This window comes from Pseudomonas sp. 382 (assembly GCF_002759075.1).
In the GTDB taxonomy this organism is placed as follows: domain Bacteria; phylum Pseudomonadota; class Gammaproteobacteria; order Pseudomonadales; family Pseudomonadaceae; genus Aquipseudomonas; species Aquipseudomonas vlassakiae.
Genome location: NZ_PEMX01000012.1, coordinates 144511 through 159377, shown reverse-complemented (window position 1 = coordinate 159377; position 14867 = coordinate 144511). Strand labels below are relative to the sequence as shown.

Annotated in this window: 12 protein-coding genes and 1 pseudogene; 10 read left to right on the top strand and 3 right to left on the bottom strand. The window is 62.7% G+C overall.

Annotated elements, in window-relative coordinates; genetic code table 11:
* Window positions 1-107 (top strand): annotated as a pseudogene (locus tag CQW31_RS31660) (IS110 family transposase); the annotation flags it as partial.
* A 441-nt stretch (window positions 108-548) separates the two neighbouring features.
* Window positions 549-2195 (top strand): Na+/H+ antiporter, encoded by a 1647-nt coding sequence (locus CQW31_RS16135; RefSeq protein WP_099814886.1) that lies wholly within the window; start codon window positions 549-551, stop codon window positions 2193-2195.
* 123 nt (window positions 2196-2318) lie between these two features.
* On the opposite strand, the gene dapC is transcribed toward CQW31_RS16135, so the two are convergent.
* The 3 genes from dapC to map are packed head-to-tail and all read right to left on the bottom strand — an operon-like array spanning window position 2319 to window position 7066.
* Window positions 2319-3515: a succinyldiaminopimelate transaminase gene (gene dapC / locus CQW31_RS16130; RefSeq protein WP_099814885.1), complete on the bottom strand. Its 1197-nt coding sequence runs from the start codon at window positions 3513-3515 to the stop codon at window positions 2319-2321.
* 30 nt (window positions 3516-3545) lie between these two features.
* Window positions 3546-6248 (bottom strand): [protein-PII] uridylyltransferase, encoded by a 2703-nt coding sequence (locus CQW31_RS16125; RefSeq protein WP_054885376.1) that lies wholly within the window; start codon window positions 6246-6248, stop codon window positions 3546-3548.
* A 35-nt stretch (window positions 6249-6283) separates the two neighbouring features.
* On the bottom strand, window positions 6284-7066 hold the full coding sequence (gene map / locus CQW31_RS16120; RefSeq protein WP_016712936.1) for a type I methionyl aminopeptidase: 783 nt from the start codon (window positions 7064-7066) through the stop codon (window positions 6284-6286).
* Between the two features lie 347 nt (window positions 7067-7413).
* Between map and rpsB the strand changes: the two genes are divergently transcribed.
* The 8 genes from rpsB to rseP all read left to right on the top strand — a co-directional run bounded on the left by rpsB (window position 7414) and on the right by rseP (window position 14851).
* On the top strand, window positions 7414-8151 hold the full coding sequence (rpsB, locus tag CQW31_RS16115) for a 30S ribosomal protein S2 (RefSeq protein WP_027920037.1): 738 nt from the start codon (window positions 7414-7416) through the stop codon (window positions 8149-8151).
* Window positions 8152-8335: 184 nt separating this feature from the next.
* On the top strand, window positions 8336-9199 hold the full coding sequence (gene tsf, locus CQW31_RS16110; protein WP_054885375.1) for a translation elongation factor Ts: 864 nt from the start codon (window positions 8336-8338) through the stop codon (window positions 9197-9199).
* Window positions 9200-9379: 180 nt separating this feature from the next.
* Window positions 9380-10123 (top strand): UMP kinase, encoded by a 744-nt coding sequence (gene pyrH, locus CQW31_RS16105; protein ID WP_003252294.1) that lies wholly within the window; start codon window positions 9380-9382, stop codon window positions 10121-10123.
* Window positions 10120-10677 (top strand): ribosome recycling factor, encoded by a 558-nt coding sequence (gene frr / locus CQW31_RS16100; RefSeq protein WP_054885374.1) that lies wholly within the window; start codon window positions 10120-10122, stop codon window positions 10675-10677. Before pyrH ends, frr begins: the two co-directional genes overlap by 4 nt.
* Window positions 10678-10692: 15 nt before the next feature.
* Window positions 10693-11448: a polyprenyl diphosphate synthase gene (gene uppS / locus CQW31_RS16095; protein ID WP_027920033.1), complete on the top strand. Its 756-nt coding sequence runs from the start codon at window positions 10693-10695 to the stop codon at window positions 11446-11448.
* Entirely contained in the window at window positions 11448-12263 is an 816-nt protein-coding gene (locus CQW31_RS16090; protein WP_099814884.1) for a phosphatidate cytidylyltransferase, read from the top strand. Before uppS ends, CQW31_RS16090 begins: the two co-directional genes overlap by 1 nt.
* Entirely contained in the window at window positions 12260-13450 is a 1191-nt protein-coding gene (ispC, locus tag CQW31_RS16085) for a 1-deoxy-D-xylulose-5-phosphate reductoisomerase (protein ID WP_054885372.1), read from the top strand. The genes CQW31_RS16090 and ispC overlap by 4 nt, the downstream gene beginning before the upstream one ends.
* 48 nt (window positions 13451-13498) lie before the next feature.
* Window positions 13499-14851 carry a sigma E protease regulator RseP gene (gene rseP, locus CQW31_RS16080; RefSeq protein WP_099814883.1) on the top strand — a complete coding sequence of 451 codons (1353 nt, stop codon included), beginning with the start codon at window positions 13499-13501 and terminating at the stop codon, window positions 14849-14851.
* The last annotated feature ends 16 nt before the right edge of the window (window positions 14852-14867 follow it).

The following is a 14867-nucleotide window of genomic DNA, read 5'->3' as shown; positions in this document are numbered from 1 at the left end:
CAACCCAAGCTCTGGTAATCCTGGCAAGAAAGCTCGCGCGGGTGGCATTCGCCCTGATGAAAAATCAGGACGAATACGTCACCAAAGGCGGGAAACTGGCTTGCTGAAAACCATAGAATCTCCCACATCTGTTTCGGGCCAGTCCATCCTGTGAAGCCAACAGGGACCGCCCTGGTGCATGTCTGAAGACAGGTGGAGCGACATCAGCGCCCACCGCGATGTATCGCCATGCCAACAAGGCGGTCCCTGTTGGCGGCACAGGAGAGACTGGCCCGAAACAGATGTGGGAGCGGGCTTGCCCGCGATGCGCCGCGCGGGCGGCGCTCGATCTTACAGGCGCAGAAACTCTCAAGGCATGCACCTCCAAGCCAATACAGGCCCTAACCTGCACAACCCACAAGCACTGGGTATCATCGTGTTACATATTCATCTGTCACCTGCGACTATCGTGCAGCGGCCTCGTTTCGCGATACCCCGCTAACATATTGTTTCAATGGCGATCTCTCGCCCCCGCTGTCGTTTTTGGTTCACAAAGGAAGCCTTCACGGATGCAGTCCGCCTACACCGTCCTCATCCTGCTGACGCTGGTAAGCGTGTCGAAACTGGTCGGGCGCATGATCCCGTTGCCGTTGCCCTTGGTGCAGATCGCCGCTGGCGCATTGCTGGCCTGGCCGACCTTGGGCCTGCATGTTGCCCTGGACCCCGAATTGTTCCTGTTCCTTTTCCTGCCGCCGCTGCTGTTTGCCGACGGCTGGCGCATCCCCAAGCGCGAGCTGTGGCGCATCCGCGGCCCGGTAGTGGCGCTGGCCGTTGGGCTGGTGCTGTTCACCGTGGTCGGTGCCGGTTACTTCATCCATTGGCTGCTGCCGAGCATTCCGTTGCCGGTGGCCTTTGCCCTGGCCGCCGTGCTGTCGCCTACCGACGCTGTGGCGGTGTCGGCGATTACCCAGGATCGCCTGCCAACCCCGCTGATGCACATGCTGCAGGGTGAGGCGTTGATGAACGACGCCTCGGGTCTGGTGACGTTCAAGTTCGCCCTGGCCGCCGCCATTACCGGGGCGTTTTCGCTGGCCGACGCCAGCTTCAGTTTCGTGCTGGTGGCCCTAGGTGGCCTCGCCGTAGGTGTGGCCCTGAGCTGGCTGATCGGCCGCCTGCGCGCCTGGATGATCGCCCGTGGCTGGGATGACCCGGCCACCCATGTGGTATTCATGCTGTTGTTGCCCTTTGCCGCCTATGTGCTTGCCGAGCGCCTGGGCGTATCGGGCATCCTTTCGGCGGTGGCCGCCGGCATGATGCAGAGCTGGCTCGACCTGTTGCCGCGCCAGACCAGTACCCGTCTGCTCAACCGCAGCGTCTGGTCGCTGCTGGAGTTCGCCTTTAACGGCCTGATCTTCCTGTTGCTGGGCCTGCAACTGCCGGACATCATCAAGGCCGTTGTCAGCCACGAGACCACCGTCTGGCCGACCCTGGCCTGGCGCTGCCTCGACGTGCTGGCGATCTTCGCCGCATTGATCCTGCTGCGTTTCGTCTGGGTGCAGAGCATCTGGCGGGCGATCGGTGTGGTTCGTCGCTGGCGCGGCAGGCCGACGCTGGTGCTGATGCCAACCATGCGCTCTTGCTGGTTGCTGACCCTGGGCGGTGTGCGCGGGGCAGTGACCCTGGCCGGTGTCATGTCGGTGCCGCTGTTGATGGGCGCGGGCCAGGCCTTCCCTGAACGTGACCTGCTGATCTTCATCGCCGCCGGGGTGATCCTGCTGTCGCTTATCAGTGCCTGCATAGCCTTGCCGCTGCTCCTGCGGGGTATCACCAAGAGCCCGGACGAACGGCTGCATCAGGAAGTGCAGGAGGCCTGGCGGCGTACGGCCGAGGCGGCGATCCATGCGTTGGAGGCGGAAGAGGTGATTGATGCCAGCGCGCCGCAGGATGCGGCACAGGCAACCCTGGCCACGGAGCTCAAGGCGCGGTTGATGGCCGAATATCGGGATGAGCTGGATAGCTACAACGACACGGCCGAGGCACGGGCGCTGGCCGAACAGATGGACTTGCTGGAGCGGCGTTTGCGCTTGCGCGCGCTGCGGGCACAGCGGCTGGAACTGTACAACCTGCATCGCCAGCATCTGGTGGGCGATGAGGTGGTCAGGCAGGTGCTGGGGGAGCTGGATCTGAGTGAGGCCAACCTGGGGCAGGTCAGGTAGGCCTGTTGTGGGCCATTCGCGTGTGAACCCGCTCCCACAGATCATGCACCGCATTCGCGGCTTGCGCTGTACCTGTGGGAGCGGGTTTACCCGCGAATGGGGCGCAAAGCGCCCCCGGGCCAATCAGCGGTTTTGCAGGAATGCGCGAATCCGCTCCGCCGCCTCGATGCACTCGGCCAGCGGTGCAACCAGTGCCATGCGTACGCGGCCGGCCCCCGGGTTCACACCGTCGACTTCACGCGACAGGTACGACCCCGGCACCACGGTCACATGCTCGGCCTCGAACAGGTCGCGGGTGAACTCGGCATCGCCGCCCGGCACCTTGGCCCAGAGATAGAAACTGCCATCCGGACGCTGCACGTCCATCACCGGCTGCAGGATATCCAGCACGGCATCGTATTTGGCACGGTACTGGTCACGGTTCTCGCGCACATGGGCCTCGTCCTGCCAGGCGGCGACGCTGGCCAGTTGGGTCTGCACGGGCATGGCGCAGCCGTGGTAGGTGCGGTACAGCAGGAACGGTTTGATGATCGACGCATCACCGGCAACAAAGCCCGAACGCAGGCCTGGCAGGTTGGAGCGCTTGGACAGGCTGTGGAACACCACGCAGCGCTTGAAGTCGCTGCGGCCCAGCTCGGCACAAGCGCTCAGCAGGCCTGGCGGCGGCGCGTCTTCGTCGAAGTACAGCTCGCTGTAGCACTCGTCGGCGGCAATCACGAAGTCGTGCTCGTCGGCCAGGGCGATCAGCTTCTTCAGGGTGTCCATCGGCACCAGCGCACCGGTCGGGTTGCCCGGCGAGCACAGGAACAGGATCTGGCAGCGCTTCCACACCTCGGCCGGCACGGCGTCAAAGTCCGGGTTGAAGCCGTTGTCTTCCAGGCAGGGCAGGTAATGCGGGGTGGCGCCGGCCAGCAGGGCGGCGCCTTCGTAGATCTGGTAGAACGGGTTGGGGCTGACCACCAGGCCGTCATCGGCACGATTGACCACGGCCTGGGTGAAAGCGAACAGCGCCTCACGGGTGCCATTGACCGGCAGGATGTGACGGTCGGCGTCGAGCCAGCCGGCCGGCACGCCGAAGCGGCGCTCGCACCAGTGGCCGATGGCCTGGCGCAACGCCGGCAGGCCGAGGGTGCTCGGGTACACCGCCAGCTTGTCGAGGTTGTCGGCCATGGCCTGGGCGACGAACGCCGGCGATTCATGCTTCGGTTCACCGATCGACAGGGCAATGGCGCGTTTGTCCGCCGCCGGCTTCACAGTGCCCAGCAGGGCGCGCAGTTTCTCGAACGGGTAGGGCTGAAGCTGGGTCAAGGCATGGTTCATCGGCAGGAGGTCTCGTCAATCGTCTAATCGTTAAAAAGTCACGCGGGTCGGGTTGGCATCACTGGCCTGGCCGGCCTGCAGCTGCTGCACGATGGCTTCCTGCAGGCGGCTGCACAGCTGCGGGTCGGACAGCGGCTGGTTGTCGGCATCGGTGATGAAGAATACGTCTTCCACCCGCTCGCCGAGGGTGGCGATCTTGGCGTTCTGCAGCGACAGGTCGAATTCCAGGAAGATCCGCCCGAGCCGTGCCAGCAGGCCGGGGCGGTCTGGCGCGGTGATCTCGAGGATGGTCACCGGGCGCTGTGCGTCGTTGAGGATGGTCACCTGCGGCGGGAAGTTGAAGTGCTTGAGCTGGCGCGGCACCCGGCGCTGGATGATGGTCGGGTAGTCCTCGGGGTTGCGCAGCGCTTCGGTCAGGCCGTCGCGGATCTGCTTGACCCGCTGCGGGTTGTCGCCGATCGAGCCGCCATCGTTGTCGAGCACGATGTAGGTGTCGAGGGTGAACTGGCTGCTCGAAGTGATGATCCGCGCGTCATGGATGTTCAGGTTCAGCTGCGACATGGCGGCCACGGTCACGGCAAAGAAGTCGTGCTGGTCGGGCGCGTAGATGAAGATCTGCGTACCGCCTTCGAACTCGCGCTGGGTGGTTTCCTTGATCAGCACCAGCGGCCCGCCATCGGCCGGTTGCTGCAGGATGGCGTCGCTGTGCCAGGCCACATCGGCGGCGTTGTGCTTGAGGAAGTAGTCATCGCCCAGCTGCGACCATAACTGCTCGACATCGTCCGGGTCGGTACCCTCGCGCACCAGGATGTCCAGCGCGGCCGACTGGGTCTGGCGGATCTGTTCCTCACGGTCCAACGGGTTTTCCAGGCCACGGCGCAGGGCGCGCTTGGTCTCGGTGTAGAGCTGGCGCAGCAGGCTGGCGCGCCAGGAGTTCCACAGGCTGGGGTTGGTGGCGTTGATGTCGGCCACGGTCAGCACATACAGGTAGTCCAGACGCGTCTCGTCGCCCACATGCAAGGCGAAATCGTTGATCACCTGCGGGTCGGACAGGTCCTTGCGCTGGGCGGTGGTCGACATCACCAGGTGGTTCTGCACCAGCCAGACGATCAACCGGCTGTCCCAGGCCGGCAACTGGTGGCGTTCGCAGAACTTCTGCGCATCCACCGCACCGATCTCGGAGTGATCGCCCTGGCGACCTTTGCCGATGTCGTGGTACAGGCCCGCCAGGTAGATCAGCTCGGGCTTGGGCAGGCGGCCCATGAGCTTGCTGGCCAGGGGGAATTTCTCCGATACCGGCGTGTACTGCAGCTTGCGCAGGTGCTTGATGAGGTTGAGGGTGTGCGCATCGACCGTGTAGATGTGGAACAGGTCGTGCTGCATTTGCCCGACGATCAGGCCGAATTCCGGCAGGTAGCGGCCAAGGATGCCGTAGCGGTTCATCCGCCGCAGGTTGCGGTGGATACCGATTTCGCACTTGAACAGCTCGATGAACAGGCTGGTATTGCGGATATCGTTGCGGAAGGTGTCGTCGATCAGGTGCCGATGTTCGCGCAGCAGGCGCACGGTATCGGCACGCACGCCCTTGATCTCCGGATGCTGAGCCATCAGCACGAAGATCTCCATCATGGCGAACGGGGTGCGCCTGAACACGTTCGGCCTGACCGCTTCGATGTAACCGTCATGCAGGCGGAAGCGCGCGTTCAGCGGCTGGGTGGTGCCGCTGCCATCATCGGCGAGGATGACTTCTTCGAAGTGCTGGATGATCAGGTCGCAAAGCTGGCTGATGCTCATCACCACCCGGTAGTACTGCTGCATGAACTGTTCGATGGCGCGCTTGGGGTTGTCGTCGCTGTAGCCGAGCAGTGCAGCGATGCTGCGCTGGTGGTCGAACAGCAGGCGGTCCTCGGCGCGACCGGCGAGCATGTGCAGGGCATAGCGCACTTTCCACAGGAAGTCCTGGGACGAGGCCAGCAGTTCGTTCTCGCTTTCCAGCAGGAAGCCTTCGCCGGCCAGGGCATGCAGGTTCAGCGTGCCGTACTGGCGGCGGGCGACCCAGAGCACCGTCTGGATGTCGCGCAAGCCACCGGGCGAGCCCTTGACGTTGGGCTCGAGGTTGTACTCGGTGTCGTTGTACTTGTGGTGGCGGGCCTTGAGTTCGGCACGCTTGGCCAGGAAGAAATCCTTGCTCGGCCACATGTAGCCGGTGCTGGTCACCTCGAGCATGCGCTGGCGCAAGTCTTCGGGGCCGGCGATGGTCCGGCTTTCCATCAGGTTGGTGATTACCGTCAGGTCGGCGCGGGCCTGCTCGGCGCATTCGTCGACGGTACGCACGCTCTGGCCGACCTCCAGACCGATGTCCCAGAGCAGGGTGAGGAAGCGCTCGATGGCCTCGCGGTACTGTTCATGCTCGGCGGCCCCGAGCAGGATCAGCAGGTCGATGTCCGAGTGCGGGTGCAGCTCGCCGCGGCCATAGCCGCCGACCGCCACCAGCGCGATACCGCTCGGGTCGCCCCAGTCGAACTGGTTCCAGGCCTGTTGCAGGATGTTGTCCACGAGCCAGGCGCGGGCTTCGATCAGCGGGCGGATTTCGCAGCCCGAACGAAAGCGTTTGTCGAGCACCTCGCCGGCCTGGCGGATGGCTTTCTTGAAGGCGGCGATGGGGCTCGCCTTGAGGGCCAGTTCCGCCTGGAACTGGCCACGGTCGAACAGCTCGGGATCCACCTGGGGCATCGCGTCGCGTTCCTGTCTTTAGGTTGCCTTGGGTATCAGGCCGAGGTGCGCGGGATGGTGTCGTCCTTGCGCAGGGTGAATATCTCGTAACCGGTAGCCGTCACCACCAGGGTATGTTCCCACTGGGCCGAGAGCTTGCGGTCCTTGGTGATGGCCGTCCAGCCGTCGCCCAGCACCTTGGTGTCGGCCTTGCCCTGGTTGATCATCGGCTCGATGGTGAAGGTCATGCCTTCCTTGAGCTCCATGCCGGTGCCAGCGCGGCCGTAGTGGAGGATCTGCGGCTCTTCATGGAACACCTTGCCGATGCCGTGGCCGCAGAACTCGCGCACCACCGAGAAACCATTCTTCTCGGCGTGCTTCTGGATCACCTCACCGATATCGCCCAGACGGCAGCCCGGCTTGACCAGTTCGATGGCCTTGTACATGCATTCCTGGGTGACCTTGGACAGGCGCTCGGCCCAGACTGGCACGGTGCCGACGTGGAACATGCGGCTGGTGTCGCCGTGGTAGCCGTCCTTGATCACGGTAACGTCGATGTTGAGCGTGTCCCCGTCCTTGAGCGGCTTGTCGTTGGGGATGCCGTGGCAGACCACATGGTTGATCGAGGTGCAGATCGACTTCGGGTAGCCCTTGTAGTTGAGGGGCGCCGGGATGGCCTGCTGGACGTTGACGATGTAGTCGTGGCACAGGCGGTCGAGCGCTTCGGTGGTGACACCGGGCTTGACGTGTTCTTCGATCATTTCCAGCACTTCGGCGGCCAGGCGGCCGGCGATGCGCATCTTCTCGATGTCTTCTGCAGTCTTGATGGTGACGGTCATTACAGGCTCTCTACGGCGCCGCAGACGGCGCGAACAAACGGGAAAGGCCGGATTCTAGCAGAGCAGGGCGGCATTCTGTCGGGATAAAGGCGGTCATGCTGCTGTCTATAAGGAGGCATTCTGGCCTGTTTGGCAGGGTGCTGCAAAAACTGCTGACGGACGCAACCTGATCCGGGTTCCGTTCGCTCGCGGTCTGTGGTATAAAATGCGCCGCTTTCGGGGACGACCCCGTCAGCTCCAAACCCACACACGTGTCGACACGATGGCCTGGGTGCCCCGATTCTCCGGAAGCGTGGGTTGGTCATTGGGATACGTGGAGGCCCAACCCGACTTATCAAGGAACTATCATGTCCCAAGTCAACATGCGCGATATGCTGAAGGCCGGTGTGCACTTCGGCCACCAGACCCGTTACTGGAACCCGAAAATGGGCAAGTACATTTTCGGCGCGCGTAACAAGATTCACATCATCAACCTGGAAAAAACCCTGCCGATGTTCAACGACGCTCTGTCGTTCGTAGAGCGCCTGGCCCAGGGCAAGAACAAGATCCTGTTCGTCGGCACCAAGCGTTCCGCCGGCAAGATCGTTGCCGAGCAAGCTGCTCGCGCAGGTTCGCCATACGTTGATCACCGGTGGTTGGGCGGCATGCTGACCAACTACAAGACCATCCGTGCTTCGATCAAGCGTCTGCGCGACCTGGAAACCCAGGCCGAAGATGGCACCTTCGCCAAGCTGACCAAGAAAGAAGCCCTGATGCGTTCGCGCGATCTGGAAAAGCTGGACCGCAGCCTGGGTGGTATCAAGGACATGGGCGGTCTGCCTGATGCCCTGTTCGTGATCGACGTTGACCACGAGCGCATTGCTATCACCGAAGCCAACAAGCTGGGCATCCCGGTTATCGGCGTTGTCGATACCAACAGCAGCCCAGAAGGCGTTGACTTCGTTATCCCAGGTAACGATGACGCCATCCGCGCTATCGAGCTGTACATGACTTCGATGGCTGACGCCGTCATCCGCGGCCGCAACAACGTTGCCGGCGGTACTGAAGTCTACGCTGAAGAAGCGGCTGCACCTGCTGCTGAGTAATAGGCGCTAGCGTCTACTTGGCACGCGAAAAGGGGGCTCTGCCCCCTTTTTGCCACCTTGAAATCCTGCTGTCAGCAACGGCCCCGCATGATGGGCGAGCTGATATAAAGGCAGCGATTTGCAGAATTTAACGCCCGTGACGAGCGGGTGGAATGGTTGAAAAACTTTCCAAGAGGATTTTGAAATGGCAGCAATTACTGCAGCGCTGGTCAAAGAACTGCGCGAGCGTACCGGCGAAGGCATGATGGATTGCAAGAAGGCCCTGGAAAAGGCCGGCGGCGACATCGAAAAAGCCATTGACGACATGCGTGCCTCGGGCGCCATCAAGGCCGCCAAGAAGGCTGGCAACGTCGCTGCTGAAGGCGCTATCGCCGTCAAGACCGACGGCAAAGCCGCCGTCCTGCTGGAAGTGAACTCGCAGACCGACTTCCTGGCCCTGCAAGACGACTTCAAGAACTTCGTGGCCGAAAGCCTGGAAGAAGCTTTCGCTCAGAAGCTGACCGACGCCGCTCCCCTGGTTGCCTCGCGTGAAGCAGCTCGTGAAGCCCTGGTCGCCAAGTGCGGCGAGAACGTCAACATCCGTCGCCTGGTGCGCGTTGAAGGTGATGTTGTCGGTGCCTACCTGCACGGCAACAAGATCGGCGCTGCCGTTGTTCTGAAAGGCGGCGACGTCGAGCTGGCCAAGAACATCGCCATGCACGTTGCAGCTTCGAACCCGGAGTTCCTGGATTCGTCGGAAATCTCCGCTGAAGCCATCGAGCGCGAGAAGAACGTCTTCCTGCAGCTGAACGCCGACAAGATCGCTGGCAAGCCGGAAAACATCGTTGAAAACATGATCAACGGTCGTATCACCAAGTTCAAGGCCGAAGCCTCGCTGAAAGAGCAAGCTTTCGTCATGAACCCAGAAGTCAAGGTTGGCGAGCTGGCCAAGAAAGCCGGTGCTGAAATCGTTTCCTTCACCTACTTCAAGGTTGGCGAAGGCATCGAGAAGCCAGTCGACAACTTCGCTGAAGAAGTTGCCGCTCAGGTAGCTGCTGCCAAGCAGTAAGACAGCCCCGTCTGTCGCCCCAAAGAGGCTGCCCGCTCACGCGCGCAGCCTCTTTGTCAAAACGGCGAAGGGTTTACAGGGCCCGACGCCGCTGGCACCAAAACGGTGCCACGCTACAGTTAGCAAGCCGAAAACGGCTCGCACGAATTTTCTAAAAGTACGCCGCAGGAGAGACTCGCAATGGCTCAGCAGGTGAGTGGTCGCCAACCTCGCTATAAACGCATTTTGCTCAAACTTAGCGGCGAGGCCCTGATGGGCTCGGAAGACTTCGGCATCGATCCGAAGGTGCTGGATCGCATGGCCCTTGAAGTCGGCCAGCTGGTGGGGATCGGTGTCCAGGTCGGCCTGGTGATCGGTGGTGGCAACCTGTTCCGCGGCGCAGCGCTCAGCGCAGCCGGCATGGACCGTGTCACCGGCGACCACATGGGGATGCTGGCCACTGTCATGAACGGCCTGGCCATGCGCGATGCGCTGGAGCGTTCGAACATCCCGGCCCTGGTCATGTCGGCCATTTCCATGGTTGGCGTCACCGATCATTACGATCGTCGCAAAGCTATTCGCCACCTCAACTCCGGGGATGTGGTAATTTTCTCTGCCGGTACCGGCAACCCGTTCTTCACCACCGACTCTGCAGCCTGCCTGCGCGCCATCGAAATCGATGCCGACGTGGTGCTGAAGGCGACCAAGGTCGATGGCGTGTACACTGCCGACCCATTCAAGGATCCGCATGCCGAGAAGTTCGATCACCTGACCTATGACGAGGTCCTGGATCGCAAGCTGGGTGTGATGGACCTGACCGCAATCTGCCTGTGCCGTGACCACAAGATGCCATTGCGGGTATTCAACATGAACAAGCCTGGCGCCCTGCTGAACATCGTGGTGGGTGGCGCTGAAGGTACTCTGATCGAGGAAGGCCAAGCATGATCAACGACATCAAGAAAGACGCGCAGGAGCGCATGGGCAAATCCATCGAAGCCCTGGCTCGCAACCTGGCGGCGATCCGTACCGGTCGCGCCCACCCAAGCATCCTGGACAGCGTCAAGGTCACGGCCTGGGGTAGCGAGATGCCGCTGAACCAGGTGGCTGCGATCACCGTCGAAGATGCCCGCACCCTGAAGATCGTCGCTCACGACAAGAACCTCAGCGCTGCCATCGAGAAAGCCATCCTGACCTCCGACCTGGGCCTGAACCCCTCCAGCGCCGGTACCACCATCCGTGTACCGATGCCGGCCCTGACCGAAGAGACCCGCAAGGGCTACACCAAGCAGGCCAGCAGCGTTGCCGAAGATGCCAAGGTGGCTGTGCGTAACGTGCGCCGCGATGCCCTGGGTGATCTGAAGAAGCTGACCAAGGACAAGGAAATCAGCGAAGACGAAGAGCGTCGCGCCGCTGACGAGATCCAGAAGCTGACCGACAAGTTCATTGCTGAAGTCGATGCCGCTTACAAAGCCAAGGAAAAGGACCTGATGGCCGTTTAAGGCCGAGGTTTTTTAATGGAAAAGTCCAAGTTGGCGGCACCGTCATCGGTGCCGCGTCATGTCGCGATCATCATGGATGGCAACAACCGCTGGGCGAAGAAGCGCCTGCTGCCCGGCGTCGCCGGGCACAAGGCTGGCGTCGACGCGGTGCGCGCAGTCATCGAGGTGTGCGCCGAATCCGGGGTCGAAGTGCTGACCCTGTTCGCCTTCTCCAGTGAAAACTGGCAGCGCCCGGCCGAAGAGGTCGGTGCGTTGATGGAGCTGTTTTTCTCGGCCTTGCGCCGTGAGGCCCGGCGCCTCAACGAGAACAACATCAGCCTGCGCATCATCGGTGACCGTTCGCGATTCCACCCCGAGCTGCAGGCTGCCATGCGCGAAGCCGAGGCGCTGACAGCGGGCAGTAACCGCTTCATTCTGCAGATCGCCGCCAATTACGGCGGCCAGTGGGATATCGCCCAGGCCGCCCAACGCCTGGCGCGTGAGGTTCAGGCCGGCCATCTGCGCCCGGACGACATCACCCCTGGCCTGCTGCAGACCTGCCTGGCCACAGGCGAGCTGCCATTGCCCGACCTGTGCATCCGTACCGGTGGCGAGCATCGCATCAGCAACTTCCTGCTGTGGCAACTGGCCTATGCCGAATTGTATTTCTCCGACCTCTACTGGCCGGATTTCAAACACGAGGCCATGCGCAAAGCCCTGGCCGATTTCGCTTCGCGCCAGCGCCGCTTCGGTAAGACCAGCGAGCAGGTCGAGGCTGGAGCTCGTGCTTAATGCTTAAACAACGCATCATTACCGCGCTGATCCTGTTGCCGGTCGCGCTGGGTGGTTTCTTCCTGCTCAACGGTGGGGACTTCGCCCTGTTCATCGGCTTCGTGGTGACCCTCGGTGCCTGGGAGTGGGCGCGTCTGGCCGGGCTAGTGGCTCAGTCATTGCGCATCGCCTACGCCGCTGTGGTCGCCGGAGCGCTGATGCTGCTCCATCTCATGCCGGACCTGGCACCATGGGTGCTTGGCGCTTCGGTCATCTGGTGGGCGCTGGCCACCTGGTTGGTGCTCACCTATCCACGCAGCAGCGAACTGTGGGCCAGTGCAGCCTGCAAGCTGCTGATCGGCTTGCTGATCCTGTTGCCGGCATGGCAAGGGCTGATCCTGCTCAAGCATTGGCAGCTCGGCAACTGGCTGATCCTGTCGGTCATGGTGCTGGTCTGGGCAGCTGATGTCGGTGCCTATTTCTCCGGTCGTGCATTTGGCAAGCGCAAGCTGGCGCCGCAAGTGAGCCCGGGCAAGAGCTGGGAAGGCGTCTATGGTGGCATGGCGGTCAGCCTGGTGATCACCCTGGTGGTGGGCATCAGCCGTGACTGGGGCTTCGGCCAGCTTCTGCTAGGCCTGCTGGGTGCTGCGCTGGTGGTCATGTCGTCGGTGATCGGTGACCTGACCGAGAGCATGTTCAAGCGTCGGGCCGGCATCAAGGACAGCAGTAACCTGCTGCCTGGCCATGGTGGGGTGCTGGATCGCATCGACAGCCTGACCGCAGCTATCCCGATCTTCGCCGTGCTGCTGTGGGCTGCCGAATGGGGTGTGATGTGAGTCGCACGCAGCGTATTACTGTGCTGGGTGCGACCGGCTCGATCGGTCTCAATACCCTTGATGTGATTGCGCGGCACCCCGAACGCTACCAGGTGTTCGCGCTCAGCGGCTATTCGCGCATCGACGAGCTGCTGGCCCTGTGCGTTCGGCACCACCCGGTCTATGCCGTGGTGCCCGATGACGAAGGCGCTGCGCGCCTGCGTGATGGTCTGGTGGGTGCGGGCTGCGCTACCCAGGTGCTGGTAGGGGAGGCGGGTCTGTGCGAGGTCGCGGCAGCCCCTGACGTGGATGCGGTGATGGCTGCCATCGTTGGCGCCGCTGGCCTGCGTCCGACCCTGGCCGCCGTTGAAGCGGGCAAGAAGGTGTTGCTGGCCAACAAGGAGGCGCTGGTAATGTCCGGCGCGCTGTTCATGGACGCGGTGCGGCGCAGTGGCGCCGTGCTGCTGCCGATCGACAGCGAGCACAATGCGATCTTCCAGTGCCTGCCGGGCGATTATGCTCGCGGCCTGAGCCAGGTCGGCGTGCGTCGTATCCTGCTGACCGCCTCGGGTGGGCCGTTCCGCGAGACGCCGCAGGCGGCCTTGGTCGATGTCACTCCGGAACAGGCCTGTGCTCATCCCAACTGGTCGATGGGGCGGAAGATTTCCGTGGACTCGGCCAGCATGATGAACAAGGGCCTGGAGCTGATCGAGGCCTGCTGGTTGTTCGATGCGGCGCCGGCCAAGGTCGAGGTGGTCGTGCATCCGCAAAGCGTGATCCATTCGCTGGTCGACTACATCGACGGTTCGGTGCTGGCCCAGTTGGGCAATCCGGACATGCGCACCCCCATCGCGAATGCCTTGGCCTGGCCAGAGCGTATCGATTCCGGGGTTGCCCCGCTGGACCTGTTCGCCATCGCCCGTCTGGACTTCCAGGCGCCGGACGAACAACGCTTCCCTTGCCTGCGCCTGGCGCGCGAGGCGGCCGAAGCCGGTAACAGTGCGCCTGCGGTGCTCAATGCGGCCAACGAGGTCGCGGTCGAGGCATTTCTCCAGCGGCGTATCCGCTTCCCTGAGATCGCGGGTATGATCGAGCAAGTGCTTGATCAGGAACCTGTGGTGCCGCTGCCATCGCTGGAGGCCGTGTTCGCTGCCGACCAGCGTGCCCGAGAACTGGCCCGTGAGTGGCTGAGGCGTCACGGTCGTTGAGGCCTGGCGCGCTACCAGGGTTCTGCTGAACGTCATTCGGAGATAGATATGACTGCGCTCTACATGATTGTCGGCACCCTGGTGGCCCTGGGTGTACTGGTCACATTCCACGAGTTTGGCCACTTCTGGGTCGCACGGCGTTGCGGGGTCAAGGTGCTGCGCTTCTCCGTCGGCTTCGGCATGCCGTTGCTGCGCTGGCATGACCGCCAGGGCACCGAGTTCGTGGTGGCAGCGATTCCGCTGGGTGGCTACGTCAAGATGCTCGACGAGCGTGAGGGCGAAGTGCCTCCGGCGCTTGCCGATCAAGCGTTCAATCGCAAGTCGGTGCGTCAGCGCATCGCCATCGTAGCCGCAGGCCCCGTCGCCAATTTCCTCCTGGCCATCGTGTTCTTCTGGCTGCTGGCCATGCTCGGTACCCAGCAGGTCCGCCCGGTGATCGGTGCGGTCGAGCCGGGTAGCCTGGCAGCATCGGCAGGCCTGGCTGCTGGTCAGGAAATTGTATCTATTGATGGCAAGGCGACCAGCGGTTGGTCGGCAGTCAATTTGCAGCTGGTTCGCCGCCTGGGTGAGAGTGGCACCCTGCAGGTTGGGGTGCGCGACGATGGCGCCACCGCCGAGCGCCAGCTGCAGGTGAAGCTGGAGCATTGGCTCAAGGGTGTCGACGAGCCGGACCCTATTCAGTCCCTGGGCCTGCGCCCATGGCGGCCGGCGGTATCGCCCGTACTGGCCGAGATCGATCCGAAAGGCCCGGCTGCTGCCGCTGGCCTGAAGGCCGGCGACAAATTGCTCGCCCTCGACGGCGCGGCGCTCAGTGATTGGCAGCAGGTGGTAGACAGCGTTCGTGCGCGCCCTGATTCCCAGGTGGTGCTGCGAGTCGAGCGCGACGGCGCGGCCCTCGATGTGCCGGTCATGCTGGCTCACAAAGGCGAAGGCAAAGCGGCCGGTGGCTACCTCGGCGCGGGTGTGAAGGGCGCCGAATGGCCTGCCAGCATGCTTCGCGAAGTCAGCTATGGCCCGCTGGATGCCGTGGGCGAGGGGCTCTCGCGGACTTGGAACATGAGCGTCCTGACCCTCGAGTCGCTGAAGAAAATGCTGTTCGGTGAGCTCTCGGTAAAAAACTTGAGCGGACCGATAACCATTGCTAAAGTGGCGGGCGCTTCAGCCCAGTCCGGCGTGGGGGATTTCCTGAATTTCCTGGCCTACCTGAGCATAAGCCTGGGGGTTCTTAACCTGCTGCCCATTCCAGTACTGGATGGGGGGCATTTGCTGTTTTACCTGGTCGAGTGGGCGCGCGGTCGTCCATTGTCAGAACGGGTGCAAGGTTGGGGGGTCCAGATCGGTATCAGTTTGGTCGTAGGGGTGATGTTGCTCGCCCTGATCAACGATCTGGGTCGACTTTAAAAGCTTCGCTCAATTG

Bases quoted from the DNA above. Each gene is read 5' to 3' on its own strand.
- uppS (WP_027920033.1), top strand. From the start codon at position 10,693: ATGGAAAAGTCCAAGTTGGCGGCACCGTCATCGGTGCCGCGTCATGTC.
- tsf (WP_054885375.1), top strand. From the start codon at position 8,336: ATGGCAGCAATTACTGCAGCGCTGGTCAAAGAACTGCGCGAGCGTACC.
- pyrH (WP_003252294.1), top strand. From the start codon at position 9,380: ATGGCTCAGCAGGTGAGTGGTCGCCAACCTCGCTATAAACGCATTTTG.
- map (WP_016712936.1), bottom strand. From the start codon at position 7,066: ATGACCGTCACCATCAAGACTGCAGAAGACATCGAGAAGATGCGCATC.
- CQW31_RS16090 (WP_099814884.1), top strand. From the start codon at position 11,448: ATGCTTAAACAACGCATCATTACCGCGCTGATCCTGTTGCCGGTCGCG.
- dapC (WP_099814885.1), bottom strand. From the start codon at position 3,515: ATGAACCATGCCTTGACCCAGCTTCAGCCCTACCCGTTCGAGAAACTG.
- CQW31_RS16125 (WP_054885376.1), bottom strand. From the start codon at position 6,248: ATGCCCCAGGTGGATCCCGAGCTGTTCGACCGTGGCCAGTTCCAGGCG.
- rpsB (WP_027920037.1), top strand. From the start codon at position 7,414: ATGTCCCAAGTCAACATGCGCGATATGCTGAAGGCCGGTGTGCACTTC.
- rseP (WP_099814883.1), top strand. From the start codon at position 13,499: ATGACTGCGCTCTACATGATTGTCGGCACCCTGGTGGCCCTGGGTGTA.
- frr (WP_054885374.1), top strand. From the start codon at position 10,120: ATGATCAACGACATCAAGAAAGACGCGCAGGAGCGCATGGGCAAATCC.
- CQW31_RS16135 (WP_099814886.1), top strand. From the start codon at position 549: ATGCAGTCCGCCTACACCGTCCTCATCCTGCTGACGCTGGTAAGCGTG.